32 protein-coding genes are annotated in these 20,553 nt (G+C 68.5%); 1 reads left to right on the forward strand and 31 read right to left on the reverse strand.

Annotation, left to right across the window (positions count from 1 at the left end):
* Positions 1-61 precede the first annotated feature (61 nt).
* The 4 genes from glmM to ACIQ8B_RS22140 all read right to left on the reverse strand — a co-directional run bounded on the left by glmM (position 62) and on the right by ACIQ8B_RS22140 (position 4,243).
* Complete coding sequence (gene glmM / locus ACIQ8B_RS22125) at positions 62-1,420, reverse strand: phosphoglucosamine mutase (RefSeq protein WP_403548958.1); 1,359 nt, start codon at positions 1,418-1,420, stop codon at positions 62-64.
* Positions 1,421-1,795: 375 nt separating this feature from the next.
* On the reverse strand, positions 1,796-2,308 hold the full coding sequence (gene rpsI / locus ACIQ8B_RS22130) for a 30S ribosomal protein S9 (protein WP_019526966.1): 513 nt from the start codon (positions 2,306-2,308) through the stop codon (positions 1,796-1,798).
* A 42-nt stretch (positions 2,309-2,350) separates the two neighbouring features.
* A complete protein-coding gene (gene rplM / locus ACIQ8B_RS22135) occupies positions 2,351-2,794 on the reverse strand; it encodes a 50S ribosomal protein L13 (RefSeq protein WP_106412886.1) in 444 nt (147 codons plus the stop codon).
* Positions 2,795-3,037: 243 nt separating this feature from the next.
* Positions 3,038-4,243 (reverse strand): glycosyltransferase 87 family protein, encoded by a 1,206-nt coding sequence (locus ACIQ8B_RS22140; RefSeq protein WP_403548962.1) that lies wholly within the window; start codon positions 4,241-4,243, stop codon positions 3,038-3,040.
* Between the two features lie 74 nt (positions 4,244-4,317).
* Here ACIQ8B_RS22140 and ACIQ8B_RS22145 point away from each other — a divergent pair, with 74 nt between their 5' ends.
* Positions 4,318-5,199, forward strand: coding sequence for a hypothetical protein (locus ACIQ8B_RS22145; RefSeq protein WP_403548964.1), 882 nt, complete (start codon positions 4,318-4,320; stop codon positions 5,197-5,199).
* A 19-nt stretch (positions 5,200-5,218) separates the two neighbouring features.
* Here the strand turns inward: ACIQ8B_RS22145 and truA are convergent, their stop codons facing one another.
* The 27 genes from truA to rplB all read right to left on the reverse strand — a co-directional run bounded on the left by truA (position 5,219) and on the right by rplB (position 20,527).
* Positions 5,219-6,058 (reverse strand): tRNA pseudouridine(38-40) synthase TruA, encoded by an 840-nt coding sequence (truA, locus tag ACIQ8B_RS22150; protein ID WP_403548966.1) that lies wholly within the window; start codon positions 6,056-6,058, stop codon positions 5,219-5,221.
* A 152-nt stretch (positions 6,059-6,210) separates the two neighbouring features.
* Positions 6,211-6,717 (reverse strand): 50S ribosomal protein L17, encoded by a 507-nt coding sequence (gene rplQ, locus ACIQ8B_RS22155; RefSeq protein WP_106412890.1) that lies wholly within the window; start codon positions 6,715-6,717, stop codon positions 6,211-6,213.
* Positions 6,718-6,898: 181 nt separating this feature from the next.
* Positions 6,899-7,921 carry a DNA-directed RNA polymerase subunit alpha gene (locus ACIQ8B_RS22160; protein WP_003966937.1) on the reverse strand — a complete coding sequence of 341 codons (1,023 nt, stop codon included), beginning with the start codon at positions 7,919-7,921 and terminating at the stop codon, positions 6,899-6,901.
* Between the two features lie 145 nt (positions 7,922-8,066).
* Positions 8,067-8,471: a 30S ribosomal protein S11 gene (rpsK, locus tag ACIQ8B_RS22165; protein ID WP_003956432.1), complete on the reverse strand. Its 405-nt coding sequence runs from the start codon at positions 8,469-8,471 to the stop codon at positions 8,067-8,069.
* A 66-nt stretch (positions 8,472-8,537) separates the two neighbouring features.
* The gene (gene rpsM, locus ACIQ8B_RS22170; RefSeq protein WP_019526959.1) at positions 8,538-8,918 is read right to left on the reverse strand and encodes a 30S ribosomal protein S13; all 381 of its coding nucleotides are present in this window, start codon (positions 8,916-8,918) and stop codon (positions 8,538-8,540) included.
* 192 nt (positions 8,919-9,110) lie between these two features.
* Positions 9,111-9,224 carry a 50S ribosomal protein L36 gene (gene rpmJ, locus ACIQ8B_RS22175; protein WP_003974245.1) on the reverse strand — a complete coding sequence of 38 codons (114 nt, stop codon included), beginning with the start codon at positions 9,222-9,224 and terminating at the stop codon, positions 9,111-9,113.
* A gap of 60 nt (positions 9,225-9,284) precedes the next feature.
* Positions 9,285-9,506 carry a translation initiation factor IF-1 gene (infA, locus tag ACIQ8B_RS22180; RefSeq protein ID WP_003948620.1) on the reverse strand — a complete coding sequence of 74 codons (222 nt, stop codon included), beginning with the start codon at positions 9,504-9,506 and terminating at the stop codon, positions 9,285-9,287.
* Between the two features lie 149 nt (positions 9,507-9,655).
* Positions 9,656-10,492 carry a type I methionyl aminopeptidase gene (gene map / locus ACIQ8B_RS22185; protein ID WP_290010908.1) on the reverse strand — a complete coding sequence of 279 codons (837 nt, stop codon included), beginning with the start codon at positions 10,490-10,492 and terminating at the stop codon, positions 9,656-9,658.
* Positions 10,493-10,651: 159 nt separating this feature from the next.
* On the reverse strand, positions 10,652-11,305 hold the full coding sequence (locus ACIQ8B_RS22190) for an adenylate kinase (RefSeq protein ID WP_403548970.1): 654 nt from the start codon (positions 11,303-11,305) through the stop codon (positions 10,652-10,654).
* The gene (gene secY / locus ACIQ8B_RS22195; protein ID WP_106412893.1) at positions 11,305-12,618 is read right to left on the reverse strand and encodes a preprotein translocase subunit SecY; all 1,314 of its coding nucleotides are present in this window, start codon (positions 12,616-12,618) and stop codon (positions 11,305-11,307) included. Before secY ends, ACIQ8B_RS22190 begins: the two co-directional genes overlap by 1 nt.
* A 243-nt stretch (positions 12,619-12,861) precedes the next feature.
* On the reverse strand, positions 12,862-13,317 hold the full coding sequence (gene rplO, locus ACIQ8B_RS22200) for a 50S ribosomal protein L15 (protein ID WP_006130771.1): 456 nt from the start codon (positions 13,315-13,317) through the stop codon (positions 12,862-12,864).
* 2 nt (positions 13,318-13,319) lie between these two features.
* Positions 13,320-13,502: a 50S ribosomal protein L30 gene (gene rpmD, locus ACIQ8B_RS22205; RefSeq protein ID WP_004984515.1), complete on the reverse strand. Its 183-nt coding sequence runs from the start codon at positions 13,500-13,502 to the stop codon at positions 13,320-13,322.
* A 2-nt stretch (positions 13,503-13,504) separates the two neighbouring features.
* The gene (gene rpsE, locus ACIQ8B_RS22210; protein WP_004984517.1) at positions 13,505-14,110 is read right to left on the reverse strand and encodes a 30S ribosomal protein S5; all 606 of its coding nucleotides are present in this window, start codon (positions 14,108-14,110) and stop codon (positions 13,505-13,507) included.
* Positions 14,111-14,146: 36 nt separating this feature from the next.
* Positions 14,147-14,530 (reverse strand): 50S ribosomal protein L18, encoded by a 384-nt coding sequence (gene rplR / locus ACIQ8B_RS22215; protein WP_106412894.1) that lies wholly within the window; start codon positions 14,528-14,530, stop codon positions 14,147-14,149.
* Positions 14,531-14,533: 3 nt separating this feature from the next.
* Positions 14,534-15,073, reverse strand: a complete 540-nt coding sequence (gene rplF, locus ACIQ8B_RS22220; RefSeq protein ID WP_106412895.1) for a 50S ribosomal protein L6 — start codon at positions 15,071-15,073, stop codon at positions 14,534-14,536.
* Between the two features lie 24 nt (positions 15,074-15,097).
* Positions 15,098-15,496: a 30S ribosomal protein S8 gene (gene rpsH / locus ACIQ8B_RS22225; protein WP_014674378.1), complete on the reverse strand. Its 399-nt coding sequence runs from the start codon at positions 15,494-15,496 to the stop codon at positions 15,098-15,100.
* A gap of 211 nt (positions 15,497-15,707) precedes the next feature.
* Complete coding sequence (locus tag ACIQ8B_RS22230; RefSeq protein ID WP_003948630.1) at positions 15,708-15,893, reverse strand: type Z 30S ribosomal protein S14; 186 nt, start codon at positions 15,891-15,893, stop codon at positions 15,708-15,710.
* A gap of 5 nt (positions 15,894-15,898) precedes the next feature.
* On the reverse strand, positions 15,899-16,456 hold the full coding sequence (gene rplE, locus ACIQ8B_RS22235; protein ID WP_004984522.1) for a 50S ribosomal protein L5: 558 nt from the start codon (positions 16,454-16,456) through the stop codon (positions 15,899-15,901).
* On the reverse strand, positions 16,456-16,779 hold the full coding sequence (gene rplX / locus ACIQ8B_RS22240) for a 50S ribosomal protein L24 (protein WP_086699955.1): 324 nt from the start codon (positions 16,777-16,779) through the stop codon (positions 16,456-16,458). The genes rplE and rplX overlap by 1 nt, the downstream gene beginning before the upstream one ends.
* A gap of 2 nt (positions 16,780-16,781) precedes the next feature.
* A complete protein-coding gene (gene rplN / locus ACIQ8B_RS22245; RefSeq protein WP_003998823.1) occupies positions 16,782-17,150 on the reverse strand; it encodes a 50S ribosomal protein L14 in 369 nt (122 codons plus the stop codon).
* A 95-nt stretch (positions 17,151-17,245) separates the two neighbouring features.
* The gene (gene rpsQ / locus ACIQ8B_RS22250) at positions 17,246-17,533 is read right to left on the reverse strand and encodes a 30S ribosomal protein S17 (RefSeq protein ID WP_019526950.1); all 288 of its coding nucleotides are present in this window, start codon (positions 17,531-17,533) and stop codon (positions 17,246-17,248) included.
* Complete coding sequence (gene rpmC, locus ACIQ8B_RS22255) at positions 17,530-17,754, reverse strand: 50S ribosomal protein L29 (protein WP_003974259.1); 225 nt, start codon at positions 17,752-17,754, stop codon at positions 17,530-17,532. Before rpmC ends, rpsQ begins: the two co-directional genes overlap by 4 nt.
* A complete protein-coding gene (gene rplP / locus ACIQ8B_RS22260) occupies positions 17,754-18,173 on the reverse strand; it encodes a 50S ribosomal protein L16 (protein ID WP_004984526.1) in 420 nt (139 codons plus the stop codon). The genes rpmC and rplP overlap by 1 nt, the downstream gene beginning before the upstream one ends.
* Before the next feature lie 5 nt (positions 18,174-18,178).
* A complete protein-coding gene (gene rpsC / locus ACIQ8B_RS22265; protein ID WP_004927271.1) occupies positions 18,179-19,006 on the reverse strand; it encodes a 30S ribosomal protein S3 in 828 nt (275 codons plus the stop codon).
* A complete protein-coding gene (gene rplV, locus ACIQ8B_RS22270) occupies positions 19,006-19,353 on the reverse strand; it encodes a 50S ribosomal protein L22 (RefSeq protein WP_006130776.1) in 348 nt (115 codons plus the stop codon). The genes rpsC and rplV overlap by 1 nt, the downstream gene beginning before the upstream one ends.
* Before the next feature lie 43 nt (positions 19,354-19,396).
* Positions 19,397-19,678, reverse strand: a complete 282-nt coding sequence (rpsS, locus tag ACIQ8B_RS22275) for a 30S ribosomal protein S19 (protein ID WP_006130777.1) — start codon at positions 19,676-19,678, stop codon at positions 19,397-19,399.
* Between the two features lie 12 nt (positions 19,679-19,690).
* Entirely contained in the window at positions 19,691-20,527 is an 837-nt protein-coding gene (rplB, locus tag ACIQ8B_RS22280) for a 50S ribosomal protein L2 (RefSeq protein WP_142193687.1), read from the reverse strand.
* Between the last annotated feature and the right edge of the window lie 26 nt (positions 20,528-20,553).

Genomic DNA, 20,553 nt, shown 5'->3' on the forward strand with positions numbered 1-20,553 from the left:
GCCTCCCCGGAGGGGGCGTCCCCAGCGCGCCCACCGGACCGCCCCCCCCAGGCGTCACACCTCAGCCCAGTGCGGACTTCACCGCGTCCGCGAGCCGTCCCGCCACCGACCGGGCCTGCTCGATGTCAGCCGCTTCGACCATCACCCGCACCAGCGGTTCCGTGCCCGAGGGACGCAGCAGCACCCGCCCGGTCTCGCCCAGCGCGCGCTCGGCCTCGTCGACCGCCGTCGCCAGCTCCGCCGACGTCTTCACCCGGGACCTGTCCACATCAGGCACATTGATCAGCACCTGCGGCAGCCTCTCCATCACCGAGGCCAGCTCCCGCAGCGTCCGCCCGCTCTGCGCGACCCGCGCCGCCAGCAGCAGCCCCGTCAGCGTCCCGTCCCCGGTCGTCGCGTGGTCGAGGACGATGACGTGCCCGGACTGCTCCCCGCCCAGGGCGAAGCCGTTCTCCTTCATCTCCTCCAGGACGTACCGGTCCCCCACCGCCGTCTGGACGAGCCGGATCCCCTCCCGCTCCATGGCGAGCTTGAACCCGAGGTTGGACATCACCGTCGCGACCACGGTGTCGGACCGCAACGCGTTCCGCTCCCGCATCGCCAATGCCAGCACGGCGAGGATCTGGTCCCCGTCGACCTCCTCCCCGGTGTGGTCCACGGCCAGACACCGGTCCGCGTCCCCGTCGTGCGCGATCCCCAGCGCGGCCCCGTGCTCGACCACCGCGGCTTTCAGCTGCGCGAGATGGGTGGATCCGCACCCGTCGTTGATGTTCAGCCCGTCCGGCTCGGCCCCGATCGTCACGACCTCGGCCCCGGCCCGCCGGAACGCCTCGGGCGACACCTGCGACGCCGCACCGTGCGCCTCGTCGAGCACGATCTTCAGTCCGTCGAGCCGGTTCGGCAGCACGCCCACGAGGTGGGCGACATACGTGTCGAGCCCTTCCCCGTAGTCCCGCACCCGTCCGACCCCGGCCCCGGTGGGCCGGTCCCACGGAGCGCCGGTCCGGTGCTCCTCGTAGACCGCCTCGATCCGGTCCTCCAGCTCGTCCGCGAGCTTGTGCCCCCCGCGGGCGAAGAACTTGATGCCGTTGTCGGGCATGGCGTTGTGGCTGGCGGAGAGCATCACGCCCAGGTCGGCCCTGAGCGCGCCGGTGAGGTGGGCGACGGCCGGCGTCGGCAGCACGCCGACCCGCAGGACGTCCACGCCCGCGCTGGCGAGCCCGGCGACCACGGCGGCCTCCAGGAACTCCCCGGACGCGCGCGGGTCACGCCCGACCACGGCGGTGGGCCGGTGCCCTTCGAAGGTGCCCGCCTCGGCCAGTACGTGCGCGGCGGCGACGGACAGGCCGAGCGCCATCTCCGCCGTGAGATCCGCGTTGGCGACACCGCGCACGCCGTCCGTGCCGAAGAGTCGTCCCACTTGTCCTCCTGAAAATGCGTCAGTACCGACAGCCGTCCGGGCCCGCCACCAAGGTCCCGCCGAGGCGTGGGACCGGCCGGTACGGCCGACGGCTGTGCCACTGACAAAGCTGAGCTTCTGATGTGTTCGGCGGTCGTGCGACGGTCGCGGAACGGCCGCGGTTCCCGCGTCACGGGAACGCTCACCACGACCTCACCGGGCACGCACCAGGTGTCACCGCCCGACCCGGGCGTCACCACCCGACCCGACCATCCGATCACATTAGCGTTTGAGCGCCTTGTGCCGTTATACGCCCACGACAGTGAATAAACGAACGCCCCGGCAGCACGATGGCGTGCCGCCGGGGCGTTCGGAGTACGCGCGAGCGCCCTGTGATTAGCGCTTGCTGTACTGCGGAGCCTTGCGGGCCTTCTTCAGACCGGCCTTCTTCCGCTCGACCGCACGGTCGTCGCGGCGCAGGAAGCCGGCCTTCTTCAGCGGACCGCGGTTGTTGTCGACGTCCGCCTCGTTCAGCGCACGGGCGACACCGAGACGGAGCGCACCGGCCTGACCGGAGACACCGCCACCCGCGATGCGGGCGATGACGTCGTAGCGGCCCTCGAGCTCGAGCACCTTGAAGGGCTCGTTCACTTCCTGCTGGTGCACCTTGTTCGGGAAGTAGTCCTCGAGGGTGCGACCGTTGATCTTCCACTTGCCGGTGCCCGGGACGATCCGGACGCGGGCGATGGCGTTCTTGCGGCGGCCCAGGCCGGCGGCCGGCTGGGGCTCGCCGAAGCGGGAGGCCATGGACTCCGAGGTGTACTCGCCCTCGACGGGCACCTCGGACTCGGTGGTGTAGCTGTCGATGTCAAGCTCTTCGAGCGGCTGCTCGGCAGTGGTCTCGGCCACGATTCTCCTCAGATTCTCTTCGGTCTTAGGGGGTGGCCGGACTTACTGCGCGACCTGGGTGATCTCGAACGGCACCGGCTGCTGAGCGGCGTGCGGGTGCTGGTCGCCCGAGTAGACCTTCAGCTTCGAGAGCATCTGACGGCCCAGGGTGTTCTTGGGGAGCATGCCCTTGACGGCCTTCTCGACGGCCTTCTCGGGGTTCTTGGCAAGCAGGTCGTCGTAGCGGACGGAGCGCAGACCGCCCGGGTAGCCCGAGTGGCGGTACGCCATCTTCTGGGTCCGCTTGTTGCCGGAGAGGTGCACCTTGTCGGCGTTGATGATGATGACGAAGTCACCGGTGTCGACGTGGGGCGCGTAGATCGGCTTGTGCTTGCCACGCAGGATGGAGGCGGCGGTGGAGGCCAGACGGCCCAGGACGACGTCCTGAGCGTCGATGACGTGCCACTGACGCGTCACATCGCCGGGCTTGGGGCTGTACGTACGCACGGTTCGTAGCCTTCGCTTCTTCAGTGAATGGTCCTGACAAGGTCACCGAAGACGATCACGACAGCCCTGACCGCACAGCGGTGACGCAAACCGCGTGCTGGTCGCTGGTCATCGGCCCGGTGGACCGGTGTAAGGGCCCCTCACGTGAGAATGAGTAAGCCACTACACACAACGAACATGCAGGATATACGCGCTCGGCCGGACGGGTCAAAACGAGCCCGCCGCCCGTGGGCGCACACCATTTTACGACCGTACCGCCCCCCGCACGGCCGCACGCCCCCCTTCCGGCGCCCGCCCCGTGTCCTCCGTCCCCCGCGCGCCCCTGACCGCGTGGGACGCCACCGTCCCCGCCAGCGCGCACAGCGTGACGGCGTCCCGGAACGCCCGCCGCTTCCCCGACTCCAGCCAGGGCCAGGTCACCCCCGGGAGCTGCGGCACCAGCGCCAGCCAGAACCACGGCCGCCGGGTCACCGACCCCGCGTACGGCAGGCCGGCGAGCAGCAGCGGCAGCACGACGAGCAGGTAGTGGTTGTAGGAGGGCCGCGACACCAGGAACGCGGACAGCATCAGCCCGGCGGACGTCTCCGCGAGGCGCAGCGGCTCGGGACCCGGCCCGCGCCACCGCCGGTACGCGCACCCCACCCCCACCGCGGCGGCGGCCACCGCCAGCGCCGTGGCCAGTGCCTGCGGCACGCCGAGCCGGGGCAGCACGGCCGCCGGGCCCGCCTCGTAGAGCCGCAGGAAGGCGTCGTCCGCGGTGAACAGGAAGGGGAGAGTCCGGGTGAGGAAGCCGGTGGGGTCGGGCAGGAAGAAGGCGGCCGCCACCGACGCGACGGCCGGCACCAGCACCACCAGGGCGAGCGCGCCCCACCGGCGTGCGAAGAGGAACAGCAGCGCCATCGGCGCGAGCAGCGGTTTCAGCGCCACCGCCACACCGATCACCGCGCCCGCCGCGAGCCACCGGCCGCGGTTCGCCAGCAGCAGGCACAGCGGCAGCGCCAGGGCGGCCGTCACCGTCCAGTTGCCCAGCCGCACCAGCTGCGCGAACGGCGCGAACCCGGCCGCGAGCCCGAGCAGCCCCAGCACGGCGAGCCTGCTGTGCAGCGGCACCCGGTGCAGCAGCAGCGCGCACACCCAGCCCAGCGCGAGCGCGACGACGACCGCCACCGGCACCAGAACGTCCAGCACGGACCGCGGCAGCAGCGCCTGCGGGGCGGCCGCGACCACCGCGCTCGGAAAATAGAGGAAGTGCGCGTCGTCGTACGGCGACCCGCCGTCCAGCCAGGTGCGCGCCGCGTCCACGACGATGCCGTTGTCCATGCCTCCGTCCGAGGTCACCAGCACCGCATGGGTCGTCAGCGCGCCCAGGACCGCCACGAGTCCGGCCCACCAGCCGGCGCCCGCGGGGCGCACCAACCACCCGGAGATGTCGCTTTTGCCCGTCACCATGGGCGCAACGCTAAGGCTTCGCGGGCCCGTTGAGGCGGACCAGCACACCCCTTGCCCCGTCTAAGATGCGCCCCATGAGCTTTGGGCAGGGGGGGTCCTCGCAGCAGTGGGATCCCTGGAAACCGAATTCCCAGCAGCCGTGGAACAGCGGCAGCGCCGGCGGGTCGCCCGACTGGGCGGCGCTCGCCGACGCGTCCGAGGCCCGCGCCAAGCGGCGCCGCCTGCTGTTCATAGGCGGCGGCGCACTCGCCGCCGTCGCGATAGGCACCGCGGTGGCGGTCGCCGTCGTGTCGGCGGGCGGCTCCGGCCAGGCCTCCCCGGGCGCCTCGTCCCAGCTGCCCGGGGTCTCCGACCTGCCGAGCGCCACCGGCACCGTCCCGTCGTTCGCGCCGACGAGCGCGCCGCCCCCGCTGGACCCGAAGGACTTCGTCGCCAGCGCCCGGAAGGACAAGGCTCCGCTGAGCCCCGACATCCTCTTCCCGGGCACGCAGCTGACCATGGGCGACACGGTCTACAAGAAGGGTCCGACGGCGGACACCAAGGACTGCGCGTCCGCGGCCAAGGCCACGCTCCCCAAGGTCCTCACCGACAACGACTGCACCCGGCTGATCCGGGTCACCTACAGCCGGGACGGCGTGGCGGTGACGGTCGGCGTGGCCGTCTTCGCGACCGAGGCGCAGGCCACGAGGGCCAGGCAGCAGGCGGACGCGAAGAGCATCGTCAAGTCGCTGGCCGGCGGCGGTGTGAAGGACTTCTGCGCCGGCGCGGTCTGCCGCTCCACCACCAACGCCTACGGCCGCTACGCCTACTTCACACTGGCCGGCTTCACCAGCGGCGAGGACGTGACGGAGAAGGACGAGGCCGTCTTCAAGACCGGCGACGACCTCCAGGAGTTCACGTACCGTCAGATCCACCGCAGGGGCGAGGCCCAGGCGTCGGCGGCGGCGGTCGGCTGACCCCGCCGTCCGGAGCGCGTCAGCAGCAGCCGGCCGACGGCAGCGTCCGCTTGTTGCGCGCCTCGGCGCTGCGCGCCGCGAGGAGTTCGTCGGCCGGGTAGCCGACCTCCTCCAGGGTCAGGCCGTGCGGGCGTACGACGTGCACCGCCGAGTCCCGTACGCCCGCCGCCAGGACCTTCGCGGGCCAGTCCGGCGTGCGGTGTCCGTCGCCGACGAACAGCAGCGCGCCGATCAGTGAGCGCACCATGTTGTGGCAGAAGGCGTCGGCCCGCACGGTGGCCGTGATGATCCCGTCATCGCCGCGCGCCAGGCTCAGTTCCTGCAGCGTCCGGATGGTCGTCGCGCCCTCGCGCCGCTTGCAGTACGCGGCGAAGTCGTGCTCGCCCAGCAGCCCGCGGGCGGCCTCGTTCATGGCGTCCACGTCCAGCGGCCAGTCGTGCCACAGCACGTGGGTGCGCAGCAGCGGGTCGACACCGCCGGGGTTGTCGGTGACGCGGTAGGCGTAGCGCCGCCAGATCGCCGAGAAACGGGCGTCGAAGCCCTGCGGCGCCTCCCTCAGCGCCCACACCCGCACGTCCTTCGGCAACCGCCCGGCGAGCCGCTTCAGCAGCTTCGGACGGTGCTCCGCCCACACCTCGCGCGGCAGGTCCACGTGCGCGACCTGGCCCCGCGCGTGCACGCCCGCGTCGGTCCGTCCCGCCACGGTCAGCTCGAACGTCGTCGCGGACCGCGTCACGGTCCGCAGGGCGTCCTCGATCTCCCCCTGCACGGTCCGCCGCCCCCCGGCCTGCTTGGCCCACCCGGAGAAATCGGTCCCGTCGTAGGAAAGATCCAGCCGAACCCGCACCACACCACTCACCCGGATCTCCGATCACCACAAAGGAAGCGGGCCCGCTCCTCGAAAGAAGCGGGCCCGCAACAACACCCTCGAGGGGCACGGGACTGTGCTCGACGTGCGGCTCCGCCACGACGGCGCCACAGCCGGCCGACCGCACGGCCCCGCCGGAACGCTTACGCGTCCTTCGACTCCTCGGCCGGAGCCTCGGCAGCCTCGTCCTTCGACAGGTCGGCCTTGTTCTCCGCGGCCTCGGCGGCCTCGGCGTCCTTCGCGGACCGCTTGGTCGCGGCCTCGGCCTCGCCGACCGCGGCCTGCTGCACCGTCAGCGCCTCGACCAGCTCGATGACGGCCATGGGCGCGTTGTCGCCACGGCGGTTACCGATCTTGGTGATGCGGGTGTAGCCACCGGGACGGTTCTCGTAGCGCGGGCCGATCTCGGTGAAGAGCGTGTGGACGATGCTCTTGTCCGTGATCACCTGGAGCACCTGACGGCGGTTGTGAAGGTCGCCCTTCTTCGCCTTGGTGACCAGACGCTCGGCGTAGGGACGCAGCTTGCGCGCCTTCGCCTCGGTGGTGGTGATGCGGCCGTGCTCGAAAAGCGCCTTCGCGAGGTTCGCGAGCATGAGCTTCTCGTGCGAGGCGCTGCCGCCCATACGGGCACCCTTGGTGGGCTTCGGCATGATGACTCTCCTGTGTGTCTGCCCCGGCCGTATCAGGTACCGGAGTCAGTATCCGAGCAGGCGGTCGCCTGTCGGAGATCCGGGCAGAGCCCCGGAGGGGCCTGCACGGAAGGGGCGCGGGGAACTGCGCGACACGCCACAGCGCACCCGCGCCCGAGTACGGACCGGAAGGCCCGGGCTCTCAGTACTGCTCGGTCTCCACGAACCCGGCGTCCGCGTCGTCATCGGCGCCGAACGCGTCCGCGGCGGCGGTCGGGTCGAACCCGGGAGGCGAGTCCTTGAGCGCGAGGCCCATACCGGCCAGCTTGGCCTTGACCTCGTCGATGGACTTCGCACCGAAGTTCCGGATGTCGAGCAGGTCCGCCTCGGACCGCGCGACGAGCTCACCCACGGAGTGGATGCCCTCACGCTTGAGGCAGTTGTACGACCGGACCGTGAGCTCCAGCTCCTCGATCGGCAGCGCCAGGTCGGCGGCGAGGGCGGCGTCCGTCGGGGACGGACCCATGTCGATGCCCTCGGCGTCGATGTTCAGCTCGCGGGCGAGACCGAACAGCTCGACCAGGGTCTTGCCGGCGGAGGCCATGGCGTCACGCGGACGCATCGCCTGCTTGGTCTCGACATCGACGATCAGCTTGTCGAAGTCGGTGCGCTGCTCGACTCGGGTCGCCTCGACCTTGTAGGTGACCTTGAGGACCGGCGAGTAGATCGAGTCGACCGGGATGCGGCCGATCTCCTGGCCGACCTGCTTGTTCTGCACGGCGGAGACGTAGCCGCGGCCGCGCTCGACGGTCAGCTCCATCTCCAGCTTGCCCTTGCCGTTGAGCGTGGCGAGGACGAGGTCCGGGTTGTGCACCTCGACGCCGGCCGGGGGCGCGATGTCGGCGGCGGTGACCAGACCCGGGCCCTGCTTGCGCAGGTACATCACGACCGGCTCGTCGTGCTCCGAGGAGACGACCAGCTGCTTGATGTTGAGGATCAGGTCGGTGACGTCCTCCTTGACGCCCGGCACGGTGGTGAACTCGTGCAGGACGCCGTCGATGCGGATGCTGGTGACAGCGGCACCGGGGATCGACGACAGGAGGGTGCGGCGGAGGGAGTTGCCGAGGGTGTAGCCGAAGCCCGGCTCCAGCGGCTCGATCACGAACCGGGAGCGGAATTCGTCGACGACCTCTTCGGTCAACGAGGGGCGCTGAGCGATCAGCATGAGGGGATCAGATCCTTCTCTCGTGGACGCCCGCTATTTGACGTCCGACGGAAACCGCACCCGGTGACAAGTGCGGGTACTGCAAGGGTACGGGCGATACGGCCCTTGCGAGCCGTACCGCCCGGAACCTCAGGAAGCCGGTGCCTCAGACGCGACGGCGCTTCGGCGGGCGGCAGCCGTTGTGGGGGGTCGGGGTGACGTCCTGGATGGAGCCGACCTCGAGGCCCGTGGCCTGCAGGGAGCGGATGGCGGTCTCACGACCGGAACCCGGGCCCTTGACGAACACGTCGACCTTGCGCATGCCGTGCTCCTGGGCGCGACGGGCGGCCGACTCGGCGGCCATCTGCGCGGCGAACGGCGTGGACTTCCGGGAGCCCTTGAAGCCGACGTGGCCGGCGGAGGCCCAGGAGATCACGTTGCCGGACGGGTCCGTGATCGAGACGATCGTGTTGTTGAACGTGCTCTTGATGTGCGCGTGGCCGTGAGCGACGTTCTTCTTTTCCTTGCGGCGCACCTTCTTGGCAGCGCCCTGACGTCCCTTGGGGGGCATCTGTACTCCTACGGGAGGTGGTCGGTCCTACAGCGAAGACCGCTGGACGGCGAAGTCCGCTGAGGACTACTTCTTGCCCGGCTTCTTCTTGCCGGCGATGGCGCGACGCGGGCCCTTGCGGGTACGCGCGTTGGTGCTGGTGCGCTGGCCGCGGACGGGCAGACCGCGACGGTGACGCAGACCCTGGTAGGTGCCGATCTCGACCTTGCGGCGGATGTCGGCCTGGATCTCGCGACGGAGGTCACCCTCGGTCTTGATGTTGTTGTCGACGTACTCGCGGATGGCGACCAGCTGCTCTTCGGTCAGGTCGCGGACGCGGGTGTTCGGGTCGACGCCGGTGGCGGCCAGCGTCTGCTGCGAAAGGGTCCGGCCGATGCCGAACACGTAAGTGAGGGCGATCTCCACGCGCTTGTCGCGCGGGATGTCAACACCGGAAACGCGTGCCATTCAATGGCTCCAGTTGGTTGTCGGAGGTCTTCCGCAGAACCGGCTCCCCGCCCGCCGTACCAGGTACGGGCCGGGTCCCCGGCCTCCGAGCCGGGGGTGTCGAGCCGTGCGGCTCGGGTCCTGCGTATGAACGTGTGTTGCTCGCGTCGCGCGAAGTCTGCGGGAGGCGCGGAGGGTGGATCAGTGCTGCGGTCAGCCCTGGCGCTGCTTGTGGCGCGGGTTGTCGCAGATGACCATGACCCGGCCGTGACGGCGGATCACCCTGCACTTGTCGCAGATCTTCTTGACGCTCGGCTTGACCTTCATGGGATGTGAGGTTCTCCGGGTCAGTGCCACCGCCCCGGCGGACCGGGGCGCGGGCAAGATCTACTTGTACCGGTAGACGATCCGGCCACGCGTGAGGTCGTACGGAGACAGCTCCACCACGACCCGGTCGTCAGGGAGGATGCGGATGTAGTGCATGCGCATCTTGCCGCTGATGTGTGCCAGGACCTGGTGGCCGTTCTGGAGCTCGACCTTGAACATGGCGTTCGGAAGAGACTCGACGACAGTGCCCTCGATCTCGATGGCACCTTGCTTCTTGGCCACGCTTCGCCCTTCGAATCGACTACCTTGATCGACCCCTGTGTGCACCGTGACCACATGCGGACATGCGGGTGCACAAGAGCCGACGAGTCAGTCTACGTCAGCGCACCCGGAAAAACGAATCGAGAGATCCTGCCCTCCGGGGGAGATCCTTAACCGAGCGGGTCCGGCGCCGCCGTGACGCCCAGTTCCGCGAGCTTCGCCTTGCCGCCGTCGGGGGCCGTCAGGACCAGGGGGCCCTGTTCGGTCAGGGCGACCGAGTGCTCCCAGTGGGAGGACCAGGTGCCGTCGGTCGTGATGACCGTCCAGTCGTCGGAGAGGACCTCGGTGCGCGGGGTGCCGAGGGAGACCATCGGCTCGATCGCCAGGCAGAAGCCGGGAACCAGCTTCGGCCCCTTGCCGCGCTTGCGGTCCACGTAGTTCAGCAGGTGCGGGTCCATGTGCATCTCGGTGCCGATGCCGTGGCCGCCGTAGTCCTCGATGATCCCGTACTTGCCGCCGCCCGGCTTCGGCTGGCGGCGGATGTAGGTCTCGATCGCGCGGGAGACGTCGACCAGCCGGTTGCCCTGCTTCATGGCCGCGATGCCGGCCCACATCGACTCCTCGGTGACCCGGGAGAGCTCGATCAGCTCCGGGGAGTGGCCGGAGCCGACGAAGGCGGTGTAGGCGGCGTCGCCGTGCCAGCCGTCGACGATCGCGCCGCAGTCGATGGAGATGATGTCCCCGTCCTTGAGGATCACCTCGTCGGACGGGATGCCGTGGACCACGACCTCGTTCACCGAGGTGCAGATGGTGGCGGGGAAGCCGCCGTACCCGAGGAAGTTCGACTTGGCGTTGTGCTCGGCCAGCACCTTCCGGGCGACCTCGTCCAGGTCCTTGGTGGACGCCCCGGGCACCGCGGCCTCGCGGGTGGCCGCGTGGATGGCGGCGACGACCAGCCCCGCCTCGCGCATCTTGGCGATCTGCTCAGGGCTCTTGATCTGCACCATGGGGACGACGGCCTTTCTGGACCAGTGAGGACAGGAACGCTTCCAACGATACGGGCGTGGGCCGCCCCGGTGCCCCGCGGGCGGCGTCACGGGCCCCGCCCACGCGACAGCCGCGGCCCCTCGGGGGGAACCGCGGCTGTGCGAGCGGCAGGGAGTGGGCTACTGGCCGCTCTTCAGCGCCTCCAGCGCCCGGCCGGTGACCTCGTCGACGGGACCCGTCGCGGAGATGGTCACCACCAGGCCCTGGGCCCGGTAGTAGCCGATGATCGGCTCGGTCTGCGTGTGGTAGACCTCCAGGCGCGTGCGGACGGTCTCCTCGGAGTCGTCGTCGCGCTGGTACAGCTCGCCGCCGCAGTGGTCGCAGACGCCGTCCCGCTCCGGCGGGCTGTAGGTCACGTGGAAGACGTGCGCGGAGTCCTTGCGGCAGACGCGCCGCCCGGCGATCCGCTTCACGACCTCGTCCTCGGGGGCCTCGAGGTCGAGCACCGCGTCCAGCTCGATGCCCTCGGTCTTGAGCAGTTCGTCCAGCGCCTCGGCCTGCGACACGTTGCGCGGGAAGCCGTCCAGCAGGAAGCCGCCCTCGGCGTCGGGCTGCGCCATGCGGTCCTTGGCCATGGCGATGGTGACCTCGTCGGGGACGAGGTCACCGGCGTCCATGTAGGACTTGGCGAGCTTCCCGAGCTCGGTCTGCCGGCTGATGTTGGCGCGGAACAGGTCACCCGTGGAGATGTGCGGGATGCGCAGTTTCTCGGCAAGGCGGGTTGCCTGTGTGCCCTTCCCAGCACCCGGCGGCCCGACGAGGACGATTCGCATCAGCGGAGGAACCCTTCGTAATTGCGCTGCTGGAGCTGGCTCTCGATCTGCTTCACCGTCTCAAGACCGACACCCACGATGATCAGGATGCTCGTCCCGCCGAACGGGAAGTTCTGGTTTGCCCCGAAACCAACCAACGCCATCGTCGGTACGAGAGCGATCAGACCCAAGTACAGCGAACCCGGCCAGGTGATCCGGTTGAGTACGTAGCTCAGGTACTCAGCGGTCGGTCGGCCAGCCCGGATGCCCGGGATGAAGCCACCATACTTCTTCATGTTGTCCGCGACTTCCTCGGGGTTGAACGAGATGGCCACGTAGAAGAACGCGAAGAAGACGATGAGCAAGAAGTACAGCGTCACGTAGATCGGGTGGTCGCCCTGGACGAGGTGCGCCTCGATCCAGGTCTTCCAGCCCGAGGTGCCACTGGAGAACTGCGCGATCAGCGCCGGGATGTACAGCAGCGACGAGGCGAAGATGACCGGGATCACGCCGGCCTGGTTCACCTTCAGCGGGATGTAGGTCGACGTGCCGCCGTAGGAGCGGCGGCCGATCATCCGCTTCGCGTACTGGACGGGGATCCGGCGCTGGGCCTGCTCCACGAAGACGACCAGGCCGACCATGACCAGGCCGACGGCGATGACGGTGCCGAACTCGATCCAGCCGTCCGCCAGGCTGCCCTGCTCCTTGATGGCCCACAGGGCGGAGGGGAAGGTGGCGGCGATCGAGATGAACATCAGGATCGACATGCCGTTGCCGATGCCGCGGTCGGTGACCAGCTCACCGAGCCACATGACCATGGCCGTGCCGGCGGTCATGGTGATGACCATGGTGATGGTCACGAAGATCGACTGGTCCGGGACGATCTCGCTCGCGACCGGGCAGCCCTGGAAGAGGGCGCCGCTGCGGGCGGTGGCCACCAGGCCGGTGCCCTGGAGGATGGCGAGCGCGACCGTCAGGTAACGGGTGTACTGCGTGATCTTCGCCGTGCCGGCCTGCCCCTCCTTCTTCAGGGCTTCCAGGCGCGGGATCACCACGGTCAGCAGCTGCAGAATGATGCTCGCCGTGATGTACGGCATGATTCCGAGCGCGAAGACCGTGATCTGGAGCAGCGCACCGCCGCTGAACATGTTCACCAGACCGAACAGGCCCTGGTTCGCCTGGGCGGCGTCGATACAGGTCTGGACGTTCCGGTAGTCGACACCCGGGATGGGGATGTGCGTACCGATGCGGTACACCACGATGATGCCGAGCGTGAAGAGCAGCTTCTTGCGCAGGTCGGGCGTCTTGAACGCCCGGGCGAACGCGGTGAGCACGGTGCCTCCTGCGACCCCCCGCGCGACTGCGTCAAGGGTGATGGTCTTGAGATTCCGACTGAGGACGAATTCTTAACGGTCAACTGCCGCCCTGAGTGCCCCGCATGGGGCTCCCGAGGTCAATGGGCAGCGCAGGCCACCTTACCGGCGACACCACCGCCCTAGGAACGACCAACCGGGGATACCCCATTTGTGGGGTATCCCCGGTCGGGATCGCTCTACGTCATCGAGACACCTGACGGGTCAGACGAGCTCGGTGACGGTACCGCCGGCGGCGGTGATCTTCTCCTTGGCGGAGCCGGAGACGGCGTCGACCGTCACCTGCAGCGCCACGGAGATCTCGCCCTGGCCCAGGACCTTGACGAGGCTGTTCTTGCGTACGGCGCCCTTGGCGACCAGGTCCTCGACCGTGACCTCTCCGCCCTCGGGGTAGAGGGAGGCGAGCTTGTCCAGGTTCACGACCTGGTACTCGGTCTTGAACGGGTTCTTGAAGCCCTTGAGCTTCGGGAGGCGCATGTGCAGCGGCATCTGGCCGCCCTCGAAGCGCTCCGGAACCTGGTAGCGGGCCTTGGTGCCCTTGGTACCACGACCGGCCGTCTTACCCTTCGACGCCTCACCACGACCGACACGGGTCTTGGCGGTCTTGGCGCCCGGGGCGGGACGGAGGTTGTGGATCTTGAGCGGGTTGTTCTCCGCCATGATCAGTCGACCTCCTCGACCGTCACGAGGTGGCGGACGGTGTGCACCATGCCGCGGAACTCGGGACGGTCCTCCTTGACGACCACGTCGTTGACCTTCTTCAGGCCAAGCGAACGCAGGGTGTCACGGTGGTTCTGCTTGCTGCCGATGTAGGACTTGACCTGCGTGATCTTGAGCTGCGCCATGATCACACACCCGCCCCGGCACGCGCACGCAGCAGGGCCGCGGGGGCCACGTCCTCGAGCGGCAGACCGCGGCGGGCCGCGATCTCCTCGGGACGCTGCAGGCCCTTGAGGGCCTCCACGGTCGCGTGCACGATGTTGATGGCGTTGTCGGAGCCGAGCGACTTCGACAGCACGTCGTGGATACCGGCGCACTCGAGCACGGCGCGCACCGGACCACCGGCGATCACACCGGTACCGGGCGACGCGGGCTTGAGCAGCACGACGCCGGCGGCCTTCTCACCCTGGATGGGGTGCGGGATGGTGCCCTGGATGCGGGGGACCTTGAAGAAGTGCTTCTTGGCCTCCTCGACGCCCTTGGCGATGGCGGCCGGCACCTCCTTGGCCTTGCCGTATCCGACACCCACGGTGCCGTCACCGTCGCCCACCACGACCAGCGCGGTGAAGCTGAAGCGACGACCACCCTTCACAACCTTGGCGACACGGTTGATCGCGACGACGCGCTCGACGTACGCGGTCTTCTCGGCGGCAGCAGCGCCGCCGTCACGGCCCTTCCGGTCCCGCCGCTCGCCGCCACCGGCGCCGCCACCGCGGCGCTGGGGTCCAGCCATTGGATTACCTCTCTCTTTCCGCTAGCTACAAGCGGCTCAGAACTTGAGCCCGGCTTCGCGGGCGGCGTCCGCCAGGGCGGCGATGCGCCCGGCGTACTGGTTGCCACCACGGTCGAACACGACGGCCTCGACACCGGCGGCCTTGGCACGCTCGGCGACCAGGGCGCCGACCTGCTTGGCCTGCGAGGACTTGTCGCCCTCGCCGCCGCGGATCGACGCGTCCAGGGTGGACGCCGACGCCAGGGTGTGACCCTTCAGGTCGTCGATCACCTGCGCCACGATGTGGCGGTTGGAACGGGTCACGACCAGGCGAGGACGCTCGGCGGTGCCGGCGACCTTCTTGCGGATCCGGATGTGACGACGCTTGATAGCAGCACGCTTGTACGCGTCGCCCTTGAGGATCTTCTGCCCGTATGCCATGGCTTACTTACCCGCCTTTCCGACCTTGCGGCGGATGACTTCGCCCTCGTACTTGACGCCCTTGGCCTTGTACGGGTCGGGCTTGCGCAGCTTGCGGATGTTGGCCGCAACCTCGCCGACCTTCTGCTTGTCGATGCCCTCGACCGAGAACCGGGTCGGGGTCTCCACCTTGAAGGTGATGCCCTCGGGCGCCTCGACCGTGATCGGGTGGCTGTAGCCGAGGGAGAACTCCAGGTTCGAACCCTTGGCGACAACGCGGTAACCGACACCGCTGATCTCGAGCTTCTTCACGTAACCCTGGGTCACGCCGGTGATCATGTTCGCCACCAGCGTGCGGGACAGGCCGTGCAGGGCCTTGTTCTGACGCTCGTCGTTGGGGCGGGTGACGTTCAGCACGCCGTCCTCGCCCTTGGCGATCTCGATCGGCGCCACGACGGTGTGGGTCAGCGTGCCCTTGGGGCCCTTGACCGAGACCGTACGGCCGTCGATGGTGACGTCCACGCCGGCGGGAACCGCGATGGGGAGCTTGCCGATGCGCGACATAGCTGTTTCCTCCGTTCCCTTCCGCTACCAGACGTAGGCGAGGACTTCCCCACCCACGCCCTTCTTGCCGGCCTGCTTGTCGGTGAGGAGCCCGTGCGACGTGGAGATGATCGCCACGCCGAGGCCGCCCAGCACCTTCGGCAGGTTGGTGGACTTCGCGTACACCCGGAGACCGGGCTTGGAGATCCGCTTGATGCCCGCGATGGAGCGCTCACGGTTGGGGCCGAACTTCAGCTCCAGGACGAGGTTCTTGCCGACCTCGGCGTCCTCGACCTTCCAGCCCGTGATGAAGCCCTCCTGCTGGAGGATCTCCGCGATGTGCGACTTGATCTTGGAGTGCGGCATCGACACCGAGTCGTGGTACGCCGAGTTCGCGTTCCGCAGACGCGTGAGCATGTCTGCGATCGGATCAGTCATGGTCATGAATTGGCCTTCGGCCTCTCTCGCCGGGGTTTCCTGGTGCGCCATCCCTCTCCCCGATCCGAGACGGGACGGGTGCGGCGCGGTGGACCTACGGCGTAGTAAGTCGTACGGGCACGGCAGGTGCCCAACCCCGCAAGCCTAAGCCATGCGGAGCGGGGCTCCCGCCGTTCCCATTGCTTACCGAGAGCCCTGGGAGTCCGGAACTACCGGATTACCAGGAGCTCTTGGTCACGCCCGGCAGCTCGCCACGGTGAGCCATCTCACGAAGGCACACGCGGCACAGGCCGAACTTGCGGTACACGGAGTGCGGACGGCCGCAGCGCTGGCAGCGGGTGTAGCCACGCACACCGAACTTGGGCTTGCGAGCAGCCTTCGCGATGAGAGCCTTCTTCGCCATCTCGCTCACGCCTCCTTGAACGGGAAGCCGAGGTGACGGAGAAGGGCACGGCCCTCTTCGTCGTTGGTCGCCGTGGTCACCACGGTGATGTCCATACCCCGGACGCGGTCGATCTTGTCCTGGTCGATCTCGTGGAACATGACCTGCTCCGTGAGACCGAAGGTGTAGTTGCCACGGCCGTCGAACTGCTTGGGGGACAGGCCGCGGAAGTCGCGGATGCGCGGCAGCGCGAGCGACAGGGTGCGGTCCAGGAACTCCCACATGCGGTCGCCACGGAGCGTGACGTGGGCACCGATCGGCTGGCCCTCGCGCAGCTTGAACTGCGCGATGGACTTGCGGGCCTTGGTGACGGCCGGCTTCTGACCGGTGATCGTGGTGAGGTCGCGGATGGCGCCCTCGATCAGCTTGGAGTCGCGGGCGGCGTCGCCCACACCCATGTTGACCACGATCTTCACGAGGCCGGGAACCTGCATGACGTTCTCGTACGAGAACTCCTCACGCAGCTTGCCCGCGATCTCCTCGCGGTACTTCGTCTTGAGACGCGGAGTGGTGGTGGTAGCCATCAGATGTCCTCACCCGTCCGCTTGGCAACGCGGATCTTGTTGCCCTCGTCGTCGAAGCGGTAGCCGACGCGGGTCACGACCTTCTTGCCGTCCTTCTCCACGACCAGCTGGACGTTGGAGACGTGGATCGGGGCCTCGGTGGTGACGATGCCGCCGGCCTGGGAACCGCGAGCCGTCGGACCGGCCTTGGTGTGCTTCTTGACCCGGTTGACACCCTCGACCAGGACGCGCTGCTCGCGCGGGAAAGCGGCGATGACCTTGCCCTGCTTGCCCTTGTCCTTGCCGGTGATGACCTGGACCAGGTCGCCCTTCTTGATCTTCATGCTCACAGCACCTCCGGCGCGAGGGAGATGATCTTCATGAACTTCTTCTCGCGCAGCTCACGGCCCACGGGGCCGAAGATACGGGTGCCACGAGGGTCGCCGTCGTTCTTCAGAATGACGGCGGCGTTCTCGTCGAAGCGGATGTACGAGCCGTCCGGACGGCGGCGCTCCTTGACGGTGCGAACGATGACCGCCTTGACGACGTCACCCTTCTTCACGTTGCCACCGGGGATCGCGTCCTTGACGGTGGCGACGATGACGTCACCGATACCCGCGTAGCGGCGACCGGAGCCACCGAGCACACGGATGCAGAGGATCTCCTTCGCACCCGTGTTGTCGGCGACACGCAGTCGCGACTCCTGCTGGATCACGTCTATCTCCTGAATGTCTGCCGGTTCCCCGGGAGCCGCTCACCGAGCGGCTCCCGGAGCCTGGCGGAACTGTCCTGCGGGTTTGCCCGCAGGAATTACTTGGCCTTCTCGAGGATCTCGACGACGCGCCAGCGCTTCGTCGCGGACAGCGGCCGGGTCTCCATGAGGAGGACGCGGTCGCCGACACCCGCGGCGTTCTGCTCGTCGTGCGCCTTGAGCTTGTTGGTACGGCGGATGACCTTGCCGTACAGCGCGTGCTTGACGCGGTCCTCGACGGCGACGACGACGGTCTTGTCCATCTTGTCGCTGACGACCAGACCCTCACGGGTCTTGCGGAAACCGCGGGCGGCCTTCGTCTCTTCAGTCACGTTGTTCTCGCTCATGCGCTCTCCACCGTCTCGATGCCCAGCTCGCGCTCACGCATCAGGGTGTAGATCCGCGCGATGTCCTTGCGGACGGCCTTGAGCCGACCGTGGTTCTCGAGCTGACCCGTGGCCGCCTGGAAGCGGAGGTTGAACAGCTCTTCCTTGGCCTCGCGGAGCTTCGCCAGAAGCTCCTCGTTGCCCAGCTCGCGCAGCTCTGACGCCTTGGTACCGGCCGACATCACGCTTCACCTGCCTCGCGCTTGACGATCTTGCACTTCATCGGCAGCTTGTGAGCCGCACGGGTCAGGGCCTCGCGCGCGATCTTCTCGTTGGGGTACGACAGCTCGAACATCACGCGTCCGGGCTTGACGTTGGCCACCCACCACTCCGGGGAGCCCTTACCGGAACCCATGCGGGTCTCGGCCGGCTTCTTGGTGAGGGGGCGGTCCGGGTAGATGTTGATCCAGACCTTGCCGCCACGCTTGATGTGACGGGTCATGGCGATACGAGCGGCCTCGATCTGGCGGTTCGTCACGTACGCCGGGGTGAGCGCCTGGATGCCGTACTCGCCGAACGCGACCTGCGTGCCACCCTTCGACATGCCGTTGCGCTTCGGGTGGTGCTGCTTGCGGTGCTTGACCCTACGGGGGATCAGCATGGTGGTCAGGCCTCCGTTCCGGTGCTCTCAGCCGGAGCGGCCGCCGGAGCCTCGGCCTTGGGGGCCTCGGCAGCGGGAGCCTGCTGCGGCTTGCGACCGCGACCGCCACGCTCGCCACCGCGGCCACCACGGGCCGGGCGGTCGGCACCGCCACGGGCCGGGCGGTTGCCGGCGCGGGCAGCGGCGTTCTCGGCGCGGACCTCGGCGATGTTCTTGACGTCGCCCTTGTAGATCCAGACCTTCACGCCGATGCGGCCGAAGGTCGTCTTGGCCTCGAAGAAGCCGTAGTCCACGTTCGCGCGGAGCGTGTGCAGGGGCACGCGGCCCTCGCGGTAGAACTCCGAGCGGGACATCTCGGCGCCGCCGAGGCGGCCGCCGCACTGGATCTTGATGCCCTTGGCGCCCGCCTTCATGGCCGACTGCATGCTCTTGCGCATGGCACGGCGGAAGGAGACGCGGGAGGAGAGCTGCTCGGCGACGGCCTGGGCCACGAGCTGAGCGTCCGTCTCGGGGTTCTTGACCTCGAGGATGTTCAGCTGGACCTGCTTGCCGGTGAGCTTCTCGAGGTCGCCGCGGATGCGGTCGGCCTCGGCGCCACGGCGGCCGATCACGATGCCCGGACGCGCGGTGTGGATGTCCACACGCACACGGTCACGGGTGCGCTCGATCTCGACCTTGGAGATGCCGGCGCGCTCCATGCCGGACGTCATCATCCGACGGATGGCGACGTCTTCCTTGACGTAGTCCTTGTACAGCTTGTCGGCGTACCAACGCGACTTGAAGTCGGTCGTGACACCGAGCCGGAACCCATGCGGGTTAACCTTCTGGCCCATTACCGGGTTCCTTCCTTGCTGCTGACGACCACGGTGATGTGGCTGGTCCGCTTGCGGATCCGGTAGGCGCGGCCCTGGGCGCGCGGCCGGAACCGCTTCAGGGTCGGGCCCTCGTCGACGTAGGCCTCGGAGATGAAGAGGCTGTCGACGTCGGTGTGGTCGTAGTTGTGCGCGGCGTTGGCAATGGCGCTGTCCAGCACCTTGCCCACCGGAACCGAGGCTGCCTGCGGAGCGAATCGCAGGACGGCCTGGGCCTCCGTGGCGTCCATGCCACGGATGAGGTCCACCACACGGCGGGCCTTCATGGGCGTGACGCGGATGTACCGCGCCTGGGCCCTGGCTTCCATGGTTGTCCTTCCAGTTACTTACGTGTCTGTTGCGATCCGCGCCCTAGCGGCGCTTCGACTTCCGGTCTTCCTTGACGTGACCCCGGAAGGTCCGCGTCGGCGAGAACTCGCCGAGCTTGTGACCGACCATCGACTCGGTGACGAACACCGGGATGTGGGTCTTGCCGTTGTGCACCGCGATCGTGTGGCCGAGCATCGCCGGGACGATCATGGAGCGGCGGGACCAGGTCTTGATGACGTTCTTGGTACCGGCTTCGTTCTGGGCGTCCACCTTCTTCATCAGGTGGTCGTCGACGAAGGGTCCCTTCTTCAAGCTACGAGGCATCTCAACCCGTCCTTAGCGCTTCTTGTTCGTCTTGCGGCGGCGGACGATGTACTTGTTCGACGCCTTCTTGGGCGAACGAGTACGGCCTTCCTTCTTGCCCCACGGGGACACGGGGTGGCGACCACCGGAGGTGCGGCCCTCACCACCACCGTGCGGGTGGTCGACCGGGTTCATGACGACACCGCGGACGGTCGGGCGGACGCCCAGCCACCGCTTACGGCCGGCCTTGCCCCAGTTGATGTTGCTCTGCTCGGCGTTGCCGACCTCGCCGACGGTGGCGCGGCAGCGGACGTCGACCAGGCGGATCTCGCCGGACGGCATGCGCAGGTGGGCCATCTGGCCCTCCTTCGCGAGCAGCTGCACCGAGGCGCCGGCGGAGCGGGCGAACTTGGCGCCGCCGCCGGGACGCAGCTCGATGGCGTGCAGCGTCGTACCGACCGGGATGTTGCGCAGGGCGAGGTTGTTGCCCGGCTTGATGTCGGCCCCGGGACCGTTCTCGACGCGGTCGCCCTGGTTCAGGCCACGCGGCGCGAGGATGTAGCGCTTCTCGCCGTCCGCGTAGTGCAGGAGCGCGATGCGCGCGGTGCGGTTGGGGTCGTACTCGATGTGCGCGACCTTCGCCGGCACGCCGTCCTTGTCGTGACGACGGAAGTCGATCACTCGGTAGGCGCGCTTGTGGCCACCGCCCTGGTGGCGGACGGTCACACGACCGGAATTGTTACGGCCGCCCTTGCTGTGCAGGGGACGGACCAGCGACTTCTCCGGCGTGGACCGCGTGACCTCGACGAAGTCGGCGACGCTGGAGCCACGACGGCCCGGAGTCGTCGGCTTGTACTTGCGGATACCCATTGTCTCTCAGTCCTCGGAAGCTATTC

The organism is Streptomyces sp. NPDC096105 (assembly GCF_044763335.1).
Classification (GTDB): domain Bacteria; phylum Actinomycetota; class Actinomycetes; order Streptomycetales; family Streptomycetaceae; genus Streptomyces.

Bases quoted from the DNA above. Each gene is read 5' to 3' on its own strand.
- ACIQ8B_RS22160 (WP_003966937.1), bottom strand. From the start codon at position 7,921: ATGCTGATCGCTCAGCGCCCCTCGTTGACCGAAGAGGTCGTCGACGAA.
- rpsQ (WP_019526950.1), bottom strand. From the start codon at position 17,533: ATGAGCGAGAACAACGTGACTGAAGAGACGAAGGCCGCCCGCGGTTTC.
- rplV (WP_006130776.1), bottom strand. From the start codon at position 19,353: ATGGAAGCCAGGGCCCAGGCGCGGTACATCCGCGTCACGCCCATGAAG.
- rpsS (WP_006130777.1), bottom strand. From the start codon at position 19,678: ATGCCTCGTAGCTTGAAGAAGGGACCCTTCGTCGACGACCACCTGATG.
- ACIQ8B_RS22145 (WP_403548964.1), top strand. From the start codon at position 4,318: ATGAGCTTTGGGCAGGGGGGGTCCTCGCAGCAGTGGGATCCCTGGAAA.
- rplB (WP_142193687.1), bottom strand. From the start codon at position 20,527: ATGGGTATCCGCAAGTACAAGCCGACGACTCCGGGCCGTCGTGGCTCC.
- rpsH (WP_014674378.1), bottom strand. From the start codon at position 15,496: ATGACCATGACTGATCCGATCGCAGACATGCTCACGCGTCTGCGGAAC.
- rplR (WP_106412894.1), bottom strand. From the start codon at position 14,530: ATGGCATACGGGCAGAAGATCCTCAAGGGCGACGCGTACAAGCGTGCT.
- rplE (WP_004984522.1), bottom strand. From the start codon at position 16,456: ATGGCTACCACCACCACTCCGCGTCTCAAGACGAAGTACCGCGAGGAG.
- rplF (WP_106412895.1), bottom strand. From the start codon at position 15,073: ATGTCGCGCATCGGCAAGCTCCCCATCGCGGTTCCCGCCGGCGTGGAC.
- rplO (WP_006130771.1), bottom strand. From the start codon at position 13,317: ATGGCGGAGAACAACCCGCTCAAGATCCACAACCTCCGTCCCGCCCCG.
- map (WP_290010908.1), bottom strand. From the start codon at position 10,492: ATGGTGCAGATCAAGAGCCCTGAGCAGATCGCCAAGATGCGCGAGGCG.
- rplX (WP_086699955.1), bottom strand. From the start codon at position 16,779: ATGAAGATCAAGAAGGGCGACCTGGTCCAGGTCATCACCGGCAAGGAC.
- rpsC (WP_004927271.1), bottom strand. From the start codon at position 19,006: ATGGGCCAGAAGGTTAACCCGCATGGGTTCCGGCTCGGTGTCACGACC.
- rpsE (WP_004984517.1), bottom strand. From the start codon at position 14,110: ATGGCTGGACCCCAGCGCCGCGGTGGCGGCGCCGGTGGCGGCGAGCGG.
- rpsM (WP_019526959.1), bottom strand. From the start codon at position 8,918: ATGGCACGCGTTTCCGGTGTTGACATCCCGCGCGACAAGCGCGTGGAG.
- rpsK (WP_003956432.1), bottom strand. From the start codon at position 8,471: ATGCCCCCCAAGGGACGTCAGGGCGCTGCCAAGAAGGTGCGCCGCAAG.
- rpmD (WP_004984515.1), bottom strand. From the start codon at position 13,502: ATGGCGCAGCTCAAGATCACGCAGGTCAAGTCCTACATCGGCAGCAAG.
- ACIQ8B_RS22140 (WP_403548962.1), bottom strand. From the start codon at position 4,243: ATGGTGACGGGCAAAAGCGACATCTCCGGGTGGTTGGTGCGCCCCGCG.
- rplQ (WP_106412890.1), bottom strand. From the start codon at position 6,717: ATGCCGAAGCCCACCAAGGGTGCCCGTATGGGCGGCAGCGCCTCGCAC.
- rplP (WP_004984526.1), bottom strand. From the start codon at position 18,173: ATGCTGATCCCCCGTAGGGTCAAGCACCGCAAGCAGCACCACCCGAAG.
- rpmJ (WP_003974245.1), bottom strand. From the start codon at position 9,224: ATGAAGGTCAAGCCGAGCGTCAAGAAGATCTGCGACAAGTGCAGGGTG.
- ACIQ8B_RS22230 (WP_003948630.1), bottom strand. From the start codon at position 15,893: ATGGCGAAGAAGGCTCTCATCGCGAAGGCTGCTCGCAAGCCCAAGTTC.
- ACIQ8B_RS22190 (WP_403548970.1), bottom strand. From the start codon at position 11,305: ATGCGAATCGTCCTCGTCGGGCCGCCGGGTGCTGGGAAGGGCACACAG.
- rpmC (WP_003974259.1), bottom strand. From the start codon at position 17,754: ATGTCGGCCGGTACCAAGGCGTCAGAGCTGCGCGAGCTGGGCAACGAG.